The organism is Ornithinicoccus hortensis (assembly GCF_006716185.1).
Lineage (GTDB): Bacteria > Actinomycetota > Actinomycetes > Actinomycetales > Dermatophilaceae > Ornithinicoccus > Ornithinicoccus hortensis.
Window position 1 is genome coordinate 1,315,686 of record NZ_VFOP01000001.1, and the last position, 16,759, is coordinate 1,332,444.

Annotated in this window: 13 protein-coding genes; 7 read left to right on the forward strand and 6 right to left on the reverse strand. The window is 73.8% G+C overall.

Going from position 1 to position 16,759, the window contains the following annotated elements:
- Positions 1 to 13 precede the first annotated feature (13 nt).
- The gene (locus FB467_RS06230) at positions 14 to 1,516 is read left to right on the forward strand and encodes a threonine/serine exporter family protein (RefSeq protein WP_141784327.1); all 1,503 of its coding nucleotides are present in this window, start codon (positions 14 to 16) and stop codon (positions 1,514 to 1,516) included.
- 57 nt (positions 1,517 to 1,573) lie between these two features.
- Here FB467_RS06230 and FB467_RS06235 read toward each other — a convergent pair whose 3' ends face one another.
- The gene (locus FB467_RS06235) at positions 1,574 to 2,263 is read right to left on the reverse strand and encodes a DUF1795 domain-containing protein (protein ID WP_141784328.1); all 690 of its coding nucleotides are present in this window, start codon (positions 2,261 to 2,263) and stop codon (positions 1,574 to 1,576) included.
- A gap of 86 nt (positions 2,264 to 2,349) precedes the next feature.
- Here FB467_RS06235 and FB467_RS06240 point away from each other — a divergent pair, with 86 nt between their 5' ends.
- The gene (locus FB467_RS06240; RefSeq protein WP_141784329.1) at positions 2,350 to 3,210 is read left to right on the forward strand and encodes a PHP domain-containing protein; all 861 of its coding nucleotides are present in this window, start codon (positions 2,350 to 2,352) and stop codon (positions 3,208 to 3,210) included.
- A 21-nt stretch (positions 3,211 to 3,231) separates the two neighbouring features.
- Here the strand turns inward: FB467_RS06240 and FB467_RS06245 are convergent, their stop codons facing one another.
- The gene (locus FB467_RS06245) at positions 3,232 to 4,773 is read right to left on the reverse strand and encodes a DEAD/DEAH box helicase (protein ID WP_141784330.1); all 1,542 of its coding nucleotides are present in this window, start codon (positions 4,771 to 4,773) and stop codon (positions 3,232 to 3,234) included.
- Positions 4,774 to 4,967: 194 nt separating this feature from the next.
- Between FB467_RS06245 and FB467_RS06250 the strand changes: the two genes are divergently transcribed.
- Positions 4,968 to 5,669 carry a ferritin-like fold-containing protein gene (locus tag FB467_RS06250; RefSeq protein ID WP_141784331.1) on the forward strand — a complete coding sequence of 234 codons (702 nt, stop codon included), beginning with the start codon at positions 4,968 to 4,970 and terminating at the stop codon, positions 5,667 to 5,669.
- Positions 5,670 to 5,757: 88 nt separating this feature from the next.
- On the opposite strand, the gene FB467_RS06255 is transcribed toward FB467_RS06250, so the two are convergent.
- From FB467_RS06255 to FB467_RS06265, 3 genes are all read right to left on the reverse strand, one after another.
- Positions 5,758 to 6,024 (reverse strand): GlsB/YeaQ/YmgE family stress response membrane protein, encoded by a 267-nt coding sequence (locus tag FB467_RS06255; RefSeq protein WP_141784332.1) that lies wholly within the window; start codon positions 6,022 to 6,024, stop codon positions 5,758 to 5,760.
- Positions 6,025 to 6,214: 190 nt separating this feature from the next.
- On the reverse strand, positions 6,215 to 6,442 hold the full coding sequence (locus FB467_RS06260; protein WP_141784333.1) for a DUF3107 domain-containing protein: 228 nt from the start codon (positions 6,440 to 6,442) through the stop codon (positions 6,215 to 6,217).
- Between the two features lie 89 nt (positions 6,443 to 6,531).
- Positions 6,532 to 7,161, reverse strand: coding sequence for a TetR/AcrR family transcriptional regulator (locus tag FB467_RS06265; protein WP_228393523.1), 630 nt, complete (start codon positions 7,159 to 7,161; stop codon positions 6,532 to 6,534).
- A gap of 72 nt (positions 7,162 to 7,233) precedes the next feature.
- On the opposite strand from FB467_RS06265, the gene FB467_RS06270 reads away from it, so the two are divergent.
- From FB467_RS06270 to FB467_RS06280, 3 genes are read left to right on the forward strand one after another with little or no spacing between them, the layout of a single operon-like run.
- Positions 7,234 to 7,584: an MGMT family protein gene (locus tag FB467_RS06270; RefSeq protein ID WP_141784334.1), complete on the forward strand. Its 351-nt coding sequence runs from the start codon at positions 7,234 to 7,236 to the stop codon at positions 7,582 to 7,584.
- Between the two features lie 13 nt (positions 7,585 to 7,597).
- On the forward strand, positions 7,598 to 10,759 hold the full coding sequence (locus tag FB467_RS06275) for an ATP-dependent helicase (protein WP_141784335.1): 3,162 nt from the start codon (positions 7,598 to 7,600) through the stop codon (positions 10,757 to 10,759).
- Positions 10,756 to 14,067, forward strand: coding sequence for an ATP-dependent helicase (locus tag FB467_RS06280; RefSeq protein WP_141784336.1), 3,312 nt, complete (start codon positions 10,756 to 10,758; stop codon positions 14,065 to 14,067). The genes FB467_RS06275 and FB467_RS06280 overlap by 4 nt, the downstream gene beginning before the upstream one ends.
- Here FB467_RS06280 and FB467_RS06285 read toward each other — a convergent pair.
- Positions 14,034 to 15,677 carry a phosphotransferase gene (locus FB467_RS06285; RefSeq protein ID WP_141784337.1) on the reverse strand — a complete coding sequence of 548 codons (1,644 nt, stop codon included), beginning with the start codon at positions 15,675 to 15,677 and terminating at the stop codon, positions 14,034 to 14,036. The two genes, FB467_RS06280 and FB467_RS06285, sit on opposite strands and share 34 nt — an antisense overlap.
- Positions 15,678 to 15,759: 82 nt before the next feature.
- On the opposite strand from FB467_RS06285, the gene nudC reads away from it, so the two are divergent.
- A complete protein-coding gene (gene nudC, locus FB467_RS06290) occupies positions 15,760 to 16,734 on the forward strand; it encodes an NAD(+) diphosphatase (protein WP_141784338.1) in 975 nt (324 codons plus the stop codon).
- Positions 16,735 to 16,759: the final 25 nt, after the last annotated feature.

The following is a 16,759-nucleotide window of genomic DNA, read 5'->3' on the forward strand; positions in this document are numbered from 1 at the left end:
CTACGCTTGGTCCGTGGCCACACGTCCCGAGCGCCGACCAGCCAGCCCGCCCTCCGGCGCCGACATCACCGGGCCCCAGGTCAGGCCGGTCCCTCGGGTGGGCAAGGTGTGGCGGGACCGGGCGCAGTGGGTGGTCCGCGGCGTGGGTCCGCCCACCGTCCCGATCGGCCTGCCCGGTCACGACGACGAGGTCACCCAGCGGCACGCCCGCATGGTCATCGACCTCGCCCTCCGGATCGGGGAGGCGATGCTCTCCACCGGGGCGTCCGCGGCCGACGTGGTCACCAACGTGCTGCGGGTGATGACCAGCTACGACATCCGCCAGGCGCACATCGACATCACCTTCACCTCGATCGAGGTCTCGATCAACCGGGGCGTGGACGAGGACCCGCTGACCGTGATGCGGGTCGTCTCGGTCCGGTCGCCCGACTACTCCCGCCTGCAACGGGTCCAGGACCTGGTGTCCCGCATCGTGGAGCCGGACGGCCTCGAGGACCGGATGCTGGTCCAGGAGGCCCGCCAGGAGCTGGGCAAGGTGCTGGCCCAGCCGCACCCCTACCGCCGGTGGGTGGTCACGGCCGGTTTCGCGCTGCTCGCGGCCGCCGTCACGGCCCTGTTCGGTGCCCAGCCCGGGATGTGGCTCGTCGCCGCGATCAGCGCCACCGTGGTGGACCGGGTCACCCGGGCCCTGGCCCGGTTCGGCGTGGCCGCCTTCTTCAACCAGGCGATCGGTGCGGCGATCCCGACGACGATCGCGGTGCTGCTCTCCTGGGCGATGGACCAGGGCATCAACGTGGCCGGGGTGCAGTCACCGTCCCTGGTGGTCATCTCCGGGATCATCGTGCTGCTGGCCGGGCTCACCGTGGTCGGTGCCGCCGAGGACGCGCTGGACGGGTACTACGTGACGGCCGGGGCCCGGGGGCTGGAGGTGCTGATCCTGACCGCGGGCATCGCGACCGGGATCTCGGTGGTGCTCGCCATCGCCGGCGCCTTCGAGGTGCCGATGGAGGTCGTCCCGACGGTCCGGGTCGACGGCTCCGCGGTGACCAACACCTTCGCGGCCGTCCTGGTCGGCATCGGCTTCGCGATGTCCACCTACACCGGCTTCCGCGGGATCGTGGTGGCCGCGGCGGCGGCCGGCACCGGGTGGGTCGCCTACGAGCTGATGGCGCTCCTGGGATTCGGCAACGCGATGACGGTGGGGGTGGCCGCCGCGGTAGTCGGGGCGTTCGGGTATGCCGCGCACCGCACCTTCCGGGTGCCAGAACTGGCGATCACCACGGCCGGGATCGTCTCGTTGCTGCCCGGACTCGCGGTCTACCGGGCGCTGTTCTGGATGATGGAGGACTCGGCCGGGCTGGTGAGCACCGCGATGGTCGAGGGGTTCCGCGCGGTCTCGATCGCTCTCGGGTTGGCCGCCGGTGTCTCCATCGGCGGCTTCGCCGCCCGGCACGCCTTCGGCCTGGACCGGGCCGCGGTGCGGGCCCGGAGGCGCGCGCGGGGCTCCTTCAGCTGAGCGGGGTGACCACCCGAGCGGGGGCACCGGTCGCCCGGCGCCCCCGTCCGACGGAGGTCAGTCCTGCCACTCCCAGGTGTCGAGGATCTCGGTGAGGAGGGCCTCACCCTCCTCCTGCTGGCTGGCCGCGGTCGACAGGGTCAGCACGTAGAGGGTGTCCCCGTGGTTCACCCAGCGCTGCGTCTGCGCGATCTCGGTGCCGTTCTGCTCGCGCAGCAGCGTGTAGCCGAAGGCCTCCTCGCCACCGATCTCGATCGGGTCCAGCAGCTCGTAGGAACCGTCGTCACCCACGAGGTCCTCGGCGGCGGCCTCGATGGTGCCCTCGATGTCGTCGATCGCCGGCTCGCCGGTGATCACCACGTTGTTGAAGAAGTCGTCGCTCATCTCGCCGGCGCGGACGGCGACCTCGACGTCCTCCGCCACCAAGCTCCGCACGTCGGTCCAGCCGTCGGGCACGGTGAGGGTGAAGGCGCCGTCGGCGGAGGTGACCGGTCCGGTCGCCCCCTCCTCCGGGGCCTCGGTGGTCTCCTCCGCCTCGTCCGCGGGGGCCTCCGTGGTCTCCTCGGCATCGTCGGCCGGGGCCTCCGTGGTCTCCTGCGCCTCGTCGTCGCCGGCGTCCTCGGTGGCCGAGGAGGTGTCGGTCGTGGTCACCACGGGGTCGTCGTCCCCAGAGCATCCGGCCAGCAGGGCGGTGGCCAGCAGGGCCGCCGCGAGCGGGGTGGTGCGGGCGAGGTGACGACGCGTCATAGACAAGCTCCTTGGGTCGGGCGGTGGGCCGCCGCGGGGTTCGTGGTCCGTTCCCAGTATGACCGGCCCCGGCCTAGGGTGGCGTCGTGAGGATCGACCTGCATACCCACTCAAACCGTAGCGACGGCACGGAAACCCCTGCCGTCGTGGTGGAGACGGCCGCCGCAGCGGGTCTCGATGTGATCGGTCTCACGGACCACGACGTGACCAGCGGGTGGGCCGAGGCCGACCGGGTGGGGCAGCAGTTGGGGGTGAGCGTGGTCCCGGGGATCGAGGTGTCCTGTAGCCACCGCGGCATCTCGGTGCACATGCTGGGCTACCTCTTCGACCCGACGAGCGCGGACCTGGTGGCCGACCTGACCCGGTCCCGGGAGTCGCGGGTGGGGCGGATCAGGAAGATGGCCGAACTGCTACAGGCCGACGGCTACCCGGTGAGCTACCAGGCGGTGCTGGACCACGCCCGGGACGAGGCCACCCTCGGGCGCCCGCACCTGGCCGACGCGCTCGTCACTGCCGGTGTGGTCGAGCACCGCAATGCCGCCTTCGAGTCGCTGCTGGCCCGGGACGGCGGGTACTACGTGTCACACTACGCCCCCACCCCGCGGGACATGGTCCGGTTGATCGAGGCCGCGGGCGGGGTGACCGTGCTGGCCCACCCGTTCGCCCAGACCCGGGGCGAGGTCGTGGGCGACGAGGTGATCGAGGAGCTCGCCGAGGCGGGGCTGACCGGCATCGAGGTGGACCACCGGGACCACTCGCCCGCGGCACGGACGAGGGCAGCCGACCTGGCGGCGCGGCTCGGGTTGCTCCCCACCGGCTCCAGCGACTACCACGGGGACACGGGCAAGCCGAACCGGCTGGGGGAGAACACCACCTCGCCCGAGGTGCTGACCGCACTCCTGGAGCGGGCCAGCGGGCACCCGATGCTCGGGGCCCCGCTGGGCTGACCGGCCGGAGCCGGCCGGGTCCTACTCGCCGGCGGTACCCGAGGGCTGGGTGCTGGGGCCGCGACGGCGACGCTGCCGGCTCCGGGTGCGCTTCGGGGCGCCCTCCGTGCCCTCGCCGCGGCGTCCACCGTGGCCGTCGCCCCGGCCGTCCCGACCCTGGCCACCGGAGCGACCACCGCCGGACCGGCCCCCGCCCGAGCGGCCGCCGCCGGAGCGACCGCCACCGGAGCGCCCGCCCCGGTCGCCACCACGACGACCACTGCGCTGACCGCCACCGCGACCCGTCTCGCCCAGGTCCTCCAGGACCTCGGCGTCCAGGCCCTCGCGGGTGCGGGCGCTGCGGGGCAGCGTGCCCTTGGTGCCCGCGGGGATGTACAGGTCCTCGTACAGGTGCGGGGAGGAGGAGTAGGTCTCGACCGGCTCCGGGATGCCCAGGTCCAGGGTCTTGTTGATCAGTCCCCACCTGGGCATGTCGTCCCAGTCCACGAAGGTCACGGCCACGCCGGTGGCGCCGGCGCGGCCGGTCCGGCCGATCCGGTGCAGGTAGGTCTTCTCGTCCTCGGGGCACTGGAAGTTGATCACGTGCGTGACCGCCTCCACGTCGATGCCGCGGGCGGCCACGTCGGTGGCGACCAGCACGTCGACCTTCCCGTTGCGGAAGGCGCGCATCGCCTGCTCGCGGGCGCCCTGGCCGAGGTCCCCGTGCAGGGCGGCCGCCGCGAAGCCCCGGGACGACAGGTCGTCGGCGACCTTGGCCGCGGTGCGCTTGGTGCGCGCGAAGATCATCGTGAGGCCGCGGCCCTCCGACTGCAGGATCCGCGCGACCATCTCGACCTTGTCCATCGCGTGGGCCCGGTAGACGAACTGCTCGACGGCGGCGACGGTGTGCCCCTCGTCGGTCTCGCCCATCGCCCGGATGTGGGTCGGCTGGGTCATGTAGCGGCGGGCCAGGGACACGACGGCCCCGGGCATGGTGGCGCTGAACAGCATCGTCTGCCGGCCCGCCGGGGTGAGCGCCAGGATCTTCTCGACGTCGGGCAGGAAGCCCAGGTCGAGCATCTCGTCGGCCTCGTCGAGGACGACGATCCGGGCGTGCCCCAGGTCTAGGTGGCCCTGGTTGGCGAGGTCGAGCAGCCGGCCGGGGGTGCCGACCACGATCTCCACGCCCTTGCGCAGCGCCTCGACCTGCGGCTCGTAGGCGCGACCGCCGTAGACGGTGAGCACCCGCATCCCGCGCTTGGCGCCGGCCTTGGTGAGGTCGGCCGCGACCTGGACGGCCAGCTCACGGGTCGGGGCGACGGCCAGCGCCTGGGGCTTCCCAGGGGCGGCCAGGTCGGCGAAGCCGTCGTCGTTCGGACCGACCGCGTTCTGCAGCATCGGCACCCCGAAGCCGAGCGTCTTGCCGGTGCCGGTCTTGGCCTGGCCGATGATGTCGTGACCTCCGAGGGCCACCGGCAGGGTCATCGACTGGATGGGGAACGGGTGGACGATGCCCTGGTCGGCCAGGGCGCTGACGATGTCGGGGTGGACGTTGAAGTCCGCGAACGTGCGGGTTTCTTCCATGGTGGGACTGTCTTTCCGGTCGGGGGGCACGCGGGTCAGTGGGCGCGTGGCAAAGTCAACGCGAGGTGTGCCCCTGCACTGTGGGCCGATCGGAGTCAAGTCCTTCGGTGGCTGCCTCTGACAGCCGGTGCATCGTGCCGACCGGGCACCGTATGTCCGGCCAGTGTATCGCCCGATGGCAGTAGGTTGGCACCATGACTGGTGATGTGGTGTCGCAGGAGCCCCCGCAGGGGTCCGGGACGGTGGACCAGGGTGCGCTGGCGGACCTGTTCGGCGCGCTGGCGTATGCCGAGCTGACGGCGAGCCTGCAGATGGCCGCGGACGCGGCGCGGGCGCCCAGCATCCCGGTCCAGTCGGCGCTCGGCCGGATGATGACGGTCGAGTTCGGGCAGTTCGAGCGTCTCACGGCCCGACTCGCCGAGTTGGGGCGGGACCCGGAGGAGGCGATGGCTCCGTTCGTCCCCGCGATCCGGGCGTACCACGACCGGACGACCCCCAGCGACTGGCTGGAGGGCCTGGTGAAGGCCTATGTCGGGGACGGGATCGCACGCGACTTCTACCGGGAGGTCGCTGTCCACCTCGAGCCGCTGGACCGGGCGCTGGTCGAGCAGGTCCTCGGGGACGGCGACCAGGACGACCTGGTGGTCGCCTCGGTCACCGAGGCCATCGAGAAGGACCCCAGGCTCGCCGGCCGGCTGGCCCTGTGGGGTCGACGGTTGGTCGGCGAGGCGATCGCCCAGACCCAGTACGTCATGGTCGAGCGGGACTCCCTGGCCTCGGTGATCGTCGGGGGAGGGCTGGGGTCCGGTCTGGACCTAGCCGAGTTCGGCCGGATGATCACCCGGCTCACCGAGGCCCACGCCGCGCGGATGCAGCGGCTGGGGCTGACGGCCTGAGCGGACTGCCGCTGCCGGCACCGACACAGCCAGAGGGCGCGGCCGCCGGTGCGGTCGCGCCCTCTGGCTGTGCTGTGCGTGGCGTGTGTCAGACCTTCTTGCCCGCCACGGCGCCGTAGATGAGGATCAGCACCGCAGCGACCACGATGCCGATGAAGAAGGCGATCCAGTCGATGCCCTTGGTGTCGGTGTTGCCGCTCAGCCAGGTGTAGATCAGCGAGCCGCCCAGCGAACCCAGGGCTCCGAGCCCGATCGTGATGGGAACGGAGATGTTCTGCTTGCCCGGCAGGACCAACCGGGCCAGGGGACCGATGATGCACCCAGCGATGAGTGCCCCGATGATGGTTCCGATCATGTTCGTGCCTTTCGAGCTGGATACCCCAGACAGCGGATATCGGATGTCTCACCTGTCACAGGAGTCACAGATGACGCGCCCCCAGCATAGGACCGGGCGGTAGGCGGCGCAGCCCGACACGCTTCCGTGACCGGGTCGTGACCTGTCGGTGCGGCGTGCGCCGACGGGGCACGCGGCACCGGCCTCTGGCTCAGCCGCGGCCGAAACCGACCCGCGGCTGCTCGGGGGAGCCGATCTCGACGTAGCCCACGGAGCTCACCGGGACGATGACCTTGCCGCCCTTCTCGTCGGTCAGGCTCAGCACGCCGGTGCCGCTCTCCACCGCGGCGGACACCGCGGCCTCCACCTCTTCCGCCGACTGTGCCGACTCCAGGCTGACCTCGCGGGCCACCTCGCGCACACCGATCCGAATTTCCATCACGACCTCCTCATGGGGGCGGACCGTCCCGTGGGCCGGTCCGACGAACTGTGTTGTGGGACGTATGTCTGTCGCCAGGGACAACTCACCTAGCCGGCGGATCCTTCCGCGCGGATCAGCGGCATCGCGCCCAGACCGCGCCAGGCGACCTGTGCGACCAGGTCGGCGGCCTGCTCCCGGGCGACCGGCCGGCCCTCGGCGACCCAGCGCTCGGCGCAGGACTGCGCGAGGCCGATGCAGGCCGTGCCCAGCAGCGCCGCCTGCTCCCCGGGGAGCCCGGTGTCCTCCTGGATGGTCCCGGCGACGGCTCCGGCGCAGGCCTCGACGACCCGGGTGAGCCGGGAGCGCACCTCCGGGTCGGAGGACTGGTCGGAGTCGAAGATCAACCGGTAGCCGGGGTCGTGGTCGACGAACTCGAAGTAGGCGCCCACGCAGGCGGCCACCCGTTCGGCATTGTCCGACGTGGAGTCCAGCGCCGCCCGCACCAGCGCGACCAACCGGTCGGCCTGCAGGTCCACCAGGCCCAGGTAGAGGTCCTGTTTGCTGGCGAAGTGCTGGTAGAGCACGGGTTTGGACACGCCCGCCCGCTCGGCGATGTCGTCCATGGCCGTGGCGTGGTAGCCCTTGTGCACGAACGACTCCTGGGCGGCTTGTAGCAACTGGGCGCGACGTTCCGTGCGGTTCATCCGCCGCCGGGTCGTGCTGATGGGTCTGCTCACGGTCCTCCTCCTCAGCAGTTCGCAATCCTACGTGGCCCCGAGGGCGATTCCCGCCCCGCCTATCCTGGCGCGATGGGACGGGCGCGGTCGAACGGAGCGGGGGACCTGCCGGAGTTCGCCGAGATCGTCCTCGACCTCGTCGACCGGGTGCCGCCCGGACGGGTACTCAGCTACGGCGATGTCGCCGAGCTGGTGGAGCGCGGCGGGCCGCGGCAGGTGGGTCAGGTGCTCGGCCGCTACGGCAGCCTCACCTGCTGGTGGCGGGTGGTCATGGCCGACGGGTCGCCTCCGCCCGGTCACGAGGACCGCGCCAGGGCGCGCTGGGACGCCGAGGGGATCCCCCGGCGGGGCGGCCGGGTGGACATGGGCCGCGCCCGGTGGTCCGGCCCGACGCCTGCCGACGGTGGTGTCGGTGGGTCCTGATGGACTGTCCGGGATGACTGCACCAAGACTCGACGCCGGACAGGCCGCCGCCGTTGCCCACCGCGGCGGGGTCCTCCAGGTCGTCGGGGGCCCCGGCACCGGCAAGACGACGGTCGCGGTCGAGGCCGTCGCGGACCGGGTCCACCGGGACGGCCTCCCGGCCGACAGCGCCCTGTTGCTGGCCCCGACCCGGGTGGCAGCCGGCGCGCTGCGGGTGGCCGTCACCCGGCGGCTGGCGGCCACCACGACCGAGCCGCTCGCCCGGACCCCTTCCGCCCTGGCATTCGCGGTCCTGCGCCAGGCGGCGGCGCTCGGTGGTGAGCCGGCGCCCCGCCTCCTGTCCGGCGCGGAGCAGGACCTGATCCTGTCCGACCTGCTGGCCGGGCACGCAGCGGGGAGTGCTCCCGCGCCGGAGTGGCCCGACTCGGTCCGGGGGGCGCTGGGCACTCGCGGCTTCCGTGACCAGTTGCGCGACCTGCTGATGCGCGCGGTGGAGCACGGCCTGGACCCCGCCGACCTGATGGACCTGGCGCAGCGCCACCAGCGCCCGGAGTGGCGGGCCGCGGCGCAGGTCCTGGAGGAGTATGACCAGGTCACAGCCCTGCGCAGCCCCGGGGCGTTCGACCCCGCCTGGATCTGCACGGCCGCGGCGGACCTGCTGGAGGAGGACCCGGCAGCGGCGCGGCGGGTCCGCCGGGCGCTGCGCCTGGTGGTCGTCGACGACGCCCACGAACTCACCGCATCCGCCTCCCGGCTGCTGCGCGCGATGCACGACCCGGCGACGGACCTGCTGTTGCTGGGCGACGGTGACCTGACGGTGCAGGGCTTCCGCGGGGCCGACCCGGCGCGGTTCGACCGGGTCGCGGCCGACCTCGCGGGCCCGGACGGACCGACCAGGGTGGTGCTGACGACCCAGCACCGGATGCCCGAGGACCTCGCCACGGCGGCACGGCGGGTGGCCGACCGGATCGGGGTCAGCACCGGCACCGCCCACCGAGCGACAACGGCCAGCCGTCCGGGTGGTGGGTGCGCGGTGGTGACCGTCCGCACCACCGCCCAGGAGACGGCATACGTGGCGGACCGGCTGCGGCGGGCCCACCTGCTGGAGGGGGTGCCGTGGTCCCGGATGGCGGTGATCGCCCGGAGCCGCGGCCGACACGACGGGTTGCGGCGCGGCTTCGCCTCGGCCGGGGTCCCGGTGGTGGTGCCCGGGGGCACCCTGCCGCTGCGGGACGAGCCCGTGGTCCGCGCCCTGCTCACGGCGTTCGCGGTGGCGCTGCGGGACGCGGCACCCGATGGTCAGCAGCCGGGGCCCACCCCGGAAGAGGCCGTCGACCTGGTCACGTCGGTGCTGGGGGGTGCCGATCCCGTGACCCTGCTCCGATTGCGGCGCGCACTGCGCGTCCGGGAGCACGGCCTCGGCTCGATGAGGGCACCCGAGGAGGCGCTCGCGGAGCTGCTGGCGGGGCCTGTCGCGGAACTGGCCGATGATCCGGACCTCGGAGCGGCGCGCGCCGTCGCGCGGGTGTTGCAGGCGGGTCGCGCGGCGGCCCCGCGGCTCGACTCCGGGCACCTGGCCGCGGACGTGACGGCCGAATCGGTCCTGTGGTCCTTGTGGCAGGCCTCCGGGCTCTCCGACCGCTGGGCCCGGCAGGCGGTGGAGGGCGGCGCCGCGGGGGTCCGGGCCGACCACGACCTCGACGCCGTGATGATGCTGTTCGACGCGGCCTCGAGCTATGTCGAGCGGTTGCCGGGGATGGGGCCGGCCGGCTTCCTCGAGCACGTCGCCGCCCAGGAGGTGAGGCCGGACAGCCTCGTCGCCCGGGCCCGGCCTGACGAGGCGGTGGAGATCCTCACCCCCCAGGGGGCGGCCGGGCGGGAGTGGGACCTCGTCGCCGTCGTCGGCGTGCAGGAGGGGGTCTGGCCCGACCTCCGGCTCCGCGACACCCTGCTCGGGTCGGAGGCGCTGGTCAGCGCCCTGCGCGGTCGACCCTTCGAGGGACCGGAGGGGGTCCGGGCCGCCCAGGGCCAGGTCCGGGCCGACGAGACCCGGCAGTTCTACAGCGCGATCACCCGTTCGCGCGCCGACCTGGTCGTGACCGCGGTGGCCGGCACGGAGGAACAGCCGTCGTCGTTCCTGGACCTGCTGGACCCGGACGGCACCGGGCGCCGGGTCGAGGTCGTGCCGCCCGCACTGACCCTCCGGGGGCTGGTCGCCGGGCTCCGGCGGGACCTCGTGCTGGCGCACCGTGGCGGTGACCTCGCCGCCCGGGACCGGGCCGCGGCCCGGTTGGAGCGGTTGGCCGCCGAGGGGATCACCGGGGCCGACCCCGACTCGTGGTGGGAGGCGCGGGCGGTGTCCGACGGGCGGCCGCTGCAGGAGACGGGCCCGGTGCGGGTATCCCCATCGCGGGTGCAGACCTTCGACGAGTGCGCGCTGCGGTGGCTGTTGTCCAGCCGTGGTGGCGACCCGGGGGGCGCGGCGTCGGCTTCCCTCGGGACGCTCGTGCACGACGTCATCTCCGAGCAGCCGGAGGCCGACCTGGAGACGCTCGACGCGGCGCTGGAGGAGCGTTGGCCCGAACTGGGGCTGGGGCACGGCTGGGCCGACCGGCGGGACCGGGACCGGGCCAGGGACATGCTGCGTCGCTATGTCGGCTATGTCGACAGCAGCCGGGCGGCCGGCTACGAGTTGGCGGCGGTGGAGATCGACCTCGACGTCCCGGTCGGGTCGGCCCGGATCACGGGGCGGGCCGACCGGGTGGAGCGCGACCCCGAGGGCAGGTTGCGGATCGTGGACCTGAAGACCGGGGCCAGCAAGCCGACGGCGCCGGAGGTCGCGCGGCACCCCCAGCTCGGGGTCTACCAGGTGGCGGTGAGCGCCGCCGAGGACCTGGTGGGCGAACCGGGCGACGAGGGGCCCGTCCAGGACCCTGCCGAGTCCGGTGGCGCGGCCCTCGTGCACATCGGCCGCGCCGCCGGCAAGGCCGCGTCCGTGCAGCCGCAGCGGCCGCTCAGGGACGATGACGATCCGCGGTGGGCGCACGACCTGCTGGAACGCACCGCCGTCGGCATGGCCGGGTCCAGCTTCCCGGCCACGGTGGGTGGCTGGTGCCGCACCTGTGCGGTCAAGTTCAGCTGCCCGCTGCAGCCGGAGGGGAGGACTCTGCGATGAGCCTGTCCGCGCACGACATCGCCGCGGCCGTGGGCAGTCCGCCCCCCACCCCCCAGCAGACCGCGGTCATCGAGGCGCCCCTCGAGCCGACGCTGGTCGTCGCGGGCGCCGGGTCGGGCAAGACCGAGACGATGGCGGCGCGGGTCGTCTGGCTGGTCACCAACGGACTGGTCCGTCCGGAGGAGGTCCTCGGCCTGACCTTCACCCGCAAGGCCTCGATCGAGCTCGCCGAGCGGATCGGCACCCGGCTGCGTGCGGTGCGGGATGCCGGGCTGTGGCGGACCGAGGACGACGGGGAGGCGTCGGCGCTGCCGACGGTCTCCACCTACCACGCCTACGCGGGACGGCTGGTGACCGAGCACGGGCTGAGGATCGGCATCGAGCCGGAGTCGCGGTTGTTATCGGAGGCGGCCAGCTGGCAGTTGGCCGGGCAGGTCGTGCGCACCTACGACGGCGATATGGACGAGGTGCCGCTGGCGGTGTCCACCGTGACCGAGGCCCTGCTGTCGGTGTCGGGGGAGCTCGCCGAACACCTCGTCGAACCGGACCAGGCCCAGGAGTTCCTGAGCCGGCTGGCGGAGCGGGTGGCGGCGTTGCCGGGCAAGGACCACCGGAAGCCGCTGAAGGTCGGCGCCGAGATGGCGCGGGACCTGCGCAACATGGCCAGGGTCTACCCGCTGGTGCAGGAGTACCGCGCGCTCAAGGCATCGCTGCGCTCCCTCGACTTCGCCGACCAGATGGCGGCGGCCGCCCGGATCGCGCGTGATCTCCCGGCGGTCGGTGTGCTGGAGCGGCAACGGTTCAGGGCGGTCCTGCTCGACGAGTTCCAGGACACCAGCGAGGCGCAGATGGTCCTGCTGGAGTCGCTGTATGCCGGGCACCCCCTGCCGGTCACAGCCGTCGGGGACCCGAACCAGTCCATCTACGGCTGGCGCGGCGCCAGCGCGACCACCCTGACCCGCTTCCCGGAACGCTTCCGTGCCGGGGGCGCTGCGGCGCCGGTCCTGGCGCTGAGCACCTCCTGGCGCAACGCCGACCGGGTGCTCAGCGCCGCCAACCGCACGGCCCGGCCGCTCCGGGACGCCAGCCGGGTCCCCGTGGAGGAGCTCGTGTCCCGGCCGGGTGCGCCGACCGGCGACATCGAGGCCGCGCGCCTGGTCACCCACGAACACGAGGCCGAGCACGTCGCCGGCTGGATCCACGCCCGATGGCTCGACGCGTCCGGGGAACGCACCGGCACCTCCGCGGCGGTGTTGTGCCGCAACCGGGCCCAGTTCGACGGGATCGTCCACGCGCTCCGCCGGCGGGGACTGCCGGTCGAGGTGGTCGGCCTGGGCGGCCTGCTCAGCGCCCCCGAGGTGGCCGACCTCGTCGCGCTGTTGACGATCACCCAGGACCCGGGCCGGGGTGACCAGTTGATGCGGTTGCTCACCGGACCGGTCTGCCGGTTGGGCGCCGCCGACCTCGACGTGCTGTGGGCCTGGGCGCGGGCCCTGCACCGCCAGGCGGGAGCCCCCGAGTCCGACCCCGCGCTCCTCGCCGAGGCACTGCATACGCCTCCTGCCGAGACCTGGACGGCGCCGACCGGACAGTCGATCTCGGCCACGGCCCTCGCCCGGGTGACCGCGCTCGGGCGGGTGCTCGACCGGCTGCGCGGCCTCGTCGGGCTCCCCGTGCCGGACCTGCTCGTGGAAGCCGAACGGCTGCTGGGCCTGGACATCGAGGTCGCGGCCGACCCGGACCAACCGGCGTCCTGGGCGCGTGCCCAGCTGGACGCGCTGGTCGAGGTCTCCGCCGGGTTCGCCGCCTCCGCGCAGCGCCCCACCCTCGGCGGGTTCATCGACTGGCTGGAGGCCGCGCGGGACCGCGAGCGGGGGCTGGAGCCCGCCGAGGTCTCGGTGTCCTCCGAGGCCGTCCAGGTGCTGACCGTGCACGCGGCCAAGGGGCTGGAGTGGGACGTCGTCGCCGTGCCCGGGCTGGCCGAGGCGGTCTTCCCCTCGCACACCCAGCGGGCCCGGGTCGAGGACGGCGGGTGGGTGGTCCCCGAGCCCCGTGACCGGGGGTGGCTGACCGGGATCGGGTCCCTGCCCTACCCGCTGCGCGGTGACGCCGACGGGCTCCCGACGATGCCGTGGGACAGCCTGAGCGACACGACACACCTGCGCGACGCACTCGAGGACCACCGCGCTGCCGGGGGCAGGCACCAGCTCACCGAGGAACGCCGGCTCGCCTACGTGGCGTTCACCCGGGCCAGGAGCGAGATGCTCTTGACCGCACCGGTCTGGTCGACCGGCTCCACACCACGGGTGACCTCACGGTTCCTCGAGGAGTTGATCGCCGACCCCGCCGTGCCGGTCCGGATCACTCGGTGGGACCCGATGCCCGACCCCGCGGACCCGGGGGAGGCGGTGAACCCGCTGCTGGAGGAGGAGACCCGGGCGGGGTGGCCGGTGGGGCCCGACGCGCGCAGGACCGAGGCGCGCGACCTGGTCCGCGCCGTGCTGGACGCCCGCACCGGAGCCGCACCGGCGGGCGCCCCGGCCGACGGGGCTGCGGCCGACGGACCGCCGGAGGAGCCGGCCGATGCCGACCGGGACCACCAGATCGCCCTGCTGCTCGCCGAACGGGCCCGGAAGCGCTCCGGGCGGGACGGCTGGCGACCGGCGAGCCCGGAGCACCTGTCCACGTCGGCGCTGGTCGAGCTCTCCGCGGACCCCGACGGCTATTGGCGGCGGCAGCGCCGGCCGGTGCCCGCACCGCCGGCCGTCGCGGCCCGCACCGGCACCGAGTTCCACAGCTGGGTGGAGCAGCACTTCGCCGCGGCCACGCTGGTCGACCTCGCGGACCTGCAGGACCTGGAGGAGGGGACGGGATCCTCCTCGGGCAGCGGGGTGCCGGACCTGGCCCGGCTCCGACAGAACTTCCTGGACTCGCCCTGGGCCGCCCGGACCCCCCATGCCGTGGAGGTGGCCGTCGAGACCCTCGTGGCGGGGATCCCGGTCCGGGGCCGGATCGATGCGGTGTTCGTGGGGGAGGACGGGCGCCACACCATCGTGGACTGGAAGACCGGCACACAGGGCGACGACGCCGCACGGCGGCGGCGGGCCGTCCAGCTCTCGGCTTACCGTGTGGCGTACTCCCGGCTCACCGGTGTCCCGGTGGACCGGATCGAGGCGGCCTTCTTCTTCGCCGCCAACGGGGTGTCGGAGACACCGGACCTGCTGGGGGAGGACCAGCTCGAGGACCTGGTGGGGGAGCTGCTCGGCGGCACCCCTCAGGCGCGGTCGGCAGACGTCTCCCCGTCCTGACCGTCGGGGTCGTCGGCCGGATCCTCAGCAGCGGCGTCCTCGGCGTCGGTGGCGGACGCGTCCGGCTCCGTCGGCATGCCGTAGAGGGTCTGCAGGCGATCCGCTGCGTCGTCCGCGTCGTCTTCGCCGGCCTCGTCGCTTTCGTCGTCGCCGAGGTCCGGCGTCGCGTCGGCGGAGTCCTCCGGTGCATCTGCCCCCTCCGCGGGGTCTTCCGGCACCTCCGGGTCCTCCGCTGCCTCCGCCTCCTCCGGAGTGACGGGCTCCGCTGTGACGGTCTCCTCCGGCGCCCCGGTCCCCTCCGGGGCGGGGATCTCCTCGGTCGGGTCCTCGGCCGGCTCGGCCTGGCGGCCCTGCACGGTCTGCCAGGCAGCAGGGCGGTCCGAGACCTCGACGACGCCGCCGTCCAGGGGGTCTGCGTCGTCCGTCTCGTCCACGTCTGCAGCGCCGTCCGCGTCCTCGGTCCGGCCCTCGGCGACGTCCTCCTCGCCGGGTGGGGGCACCGGGCCCGTCGCGTCCGGGTCGTGGTCGTCGGCCCCTGCGGAGGATCCGCCGTCCGCCTCCGTCGCCGCGTCCGGCTGCACCACCGGCTGCGGTGAGACGTTCGCCTCCGGGGCGGTCGTCACGGTGCTGTCGGACCTCGGGGTGGCGACGAGCGCGGTCCGCGGGACCAGCGAGTCGTCGACCGAGGTCAGCCGGTCCAGCTTGCGCAGCTTCTCGGCACGCTCCCGGATCACGGCGGTGTTCTCGGCGTCGACGGCGTGGGCCAGGCCGGCGACCAGCTGGAGCTCGGAGGCCAGGCGGGCCCGGTGGATCAGGTAGCCGTCGGGGCGCTGGGACCGGGCGATGGCGTAGCTCTCCAGCACGGCGTCGACCACTTCCGGGCTGGCCTGCTTGACCAGGGCGGCGAAGTCGTCCGCCGGGTCGGCGACCTGGGCGTTCTCCCACCCGGTCAGCGCGACCACGCGGCCGGTCGCCGCGTCGTCCTCGGCGAAGGCCACGAGGAACGACCCACCGTCCAGGGACCCGTGGGTGGCCGTGGTCGAGAACTGCCACAGGGGCGCGGCCTCCAGGGCCTGCTCCCACCGGGTCAACAGGCCGGTCGGGACATGGCCGGTCTCGGCGGCGCGGTCCAGCTCGGCCAGCCGCCGGGCCCGGTAGGCGGCCGCGTCGAAGACCGGCGTCCCGGCCTCCTCGAACAGTTCGCGCTGGATGTTGTGCACGGCCGCGAGCGCCCGCCCGACCGCGCTGGTCAGGCCGGGACCCACCGGGAGGTGCCGGAAGTTCAGTGCCGAGCCCTCGACATACGGGTAGACCGCGGCCCGGCCGGCGGCGCCCAGGTCGGCGTAGCCCGCCGCGGCGGGCACCTTGAACGGCAGGTGCCGGCCCAGCATCCGGATCAGTTCGTCGTTGCGCTCCAGCTCCGCGCCCCCGGCGGCATCCAGCGGGGCCCGGACGACCCAGGTCCGTCCGGTGGCGTCCTCGACGAAGGCAACCTGGTAGCGCGGGGTCGATTGGTCGGTCGCCGGCCGCACGCCGGCCACGGAGACGGGTTTCATCCCGGGCACGGCGGCCGTCGCCAGCGCGGCAAGGGCGAGGTCACTACGGGTCACCCCAACACCGTATGCCGTGTGCTTGCCCAAGCGTGGCAGGACGCCCCGTCCGGTTGTCACCCGAGCCGCCTACAGTGACCGGGTGAGCCCTTCCGTCGACTACCTGTTGGACCTCTCGCTCTCCCGGGGGACCCTCGACCGGTCCCACACCAGGAGGCGTGACCCCGGCCTGATCAAGGCCGTGCTGGCCGATCCGGAGACGCAGGTCCTGGACATGGTGGACAAGCAGGCACCGACCTGCCGTGTCGACGGGACGCTGCAACTGGTCTTCCGTCCGCCGCAGTTCGGCGACGGCGACCAGTTGGTGCTCTACCTCGGGGTGGACGGCGACGGGGTGTCCTACGTGGCGCTGCCCCGGGACAGCGCGGACGGTGGCGCGGAGGACGGCGCTGCCGAGGCACCCGGTCCGGGCTGGCGCACGCTCCGCGAGGCCGGTGCGGAGCTCGACGACACCCACGCCGGGGTGTTCACCAGCGCGCTGGCGCTGGCCCACTGGCACGCCCGGCACCCGCGATGCCCGCGGTGCGGGGCGGAGACCGTCCCCGAGCAGGGCGGGTGGTCCCGCCGGTGCACCGAGGACGGGTCGGAGCACTTCCCCCGCACGGACGCGGCCATCATCGTCGCGGTGACCGACCGGGAGGACCGGCTGCTGCTGGCCCGCGGCCCGCACTGGCCGGAGAACAGGCTGTCCGTCCTCGCCGGCTTCGTCGAGGCGGGGGAGTCGCTGGAGGCGACCGTCGCGCGCGAGGTCTTCGAGGAGGTGGGCGTGCACGTGGAGGACGTCGTCTACCGCGGCAACCAGCCGTGGCCGTTCCCGGCCTCGCTGATGGTCGGCTTCTCGGCCCGCGCGACCGACACCGGGCTCGAGCTGGACGAGGAGGAGATCGTCCGGGCGGAGTGGTTCACCCGGGGCGAGCTCAACTGGGCGGTGCGCAACGGTGACGTGCAGCTCCCGCCGAGGGTGTCCATCGCCCGGCGGCTCATCGAGGACTGGTTCGGCGGGGAGATCGAGGCCTCCGAGGAGGTCAGCCAGCCGTTCCGGGGGCGGGACTCGTGACCGTCCCGGGCACGGCCGACGACAT

Coding starts and splice junctions, on each gene's coding strand:
- FB467_RS06275 (WP_141784335.1), top strand. CDS start 7,598: ATGACTGCACCAAGACTCGACGCCGGACAGGCCGCCGCCGTTGCCCAC.
- FB467_RS06250 (WP_141784331.1), top strand. CDS start 4,968: ATGACTGGTGATGTGGTGTCGCAGGAGCCCCCGCAGGGGTCCGGGACG.
- FB467_RS06280 (WP_141784336.1), top strand. CDS start 10,756: ATGAGCCTGTCCGCGCACGACATCGCCGCGGCCGTGGGCAGTCCGCCC.
- FB467_RS06270 (WP_141784334.1), top strand. CDS start 7,234: ATGGGACGGGCGCGGTCGAACGGAGCGGGGGACCTGCCGGAGTTCGCC.
- FB467_RS06255 (WP_141784332.1), bottom strand. CDS start 6,024: ATGATCGGAACCATCATCGGGGCACTCATCGCTGGGTGCATCATCGGT.
- FB467_RS06260 (WP_141784333.1), bottom strand. CDS start 6,442: ATGGAAATTCGGATCGGTGTGCGCGAGGTGGCCCGCGAGGTCAGCCTG.
- FB467_RS06245 (WP_141784330.1), bottom strand. CDS start 4,773: ATGGAAGAAACCCGCACGTTCGCGGACTTCAACGTCCACCCCGACATC.
- FB467_RS06235 (WP_141784328.1), bottom strand. CDS start 2,263: ATGACGCGTCGTCACCTCGCCCGCACCACCCCGCTCGCGGCGGCCCTG.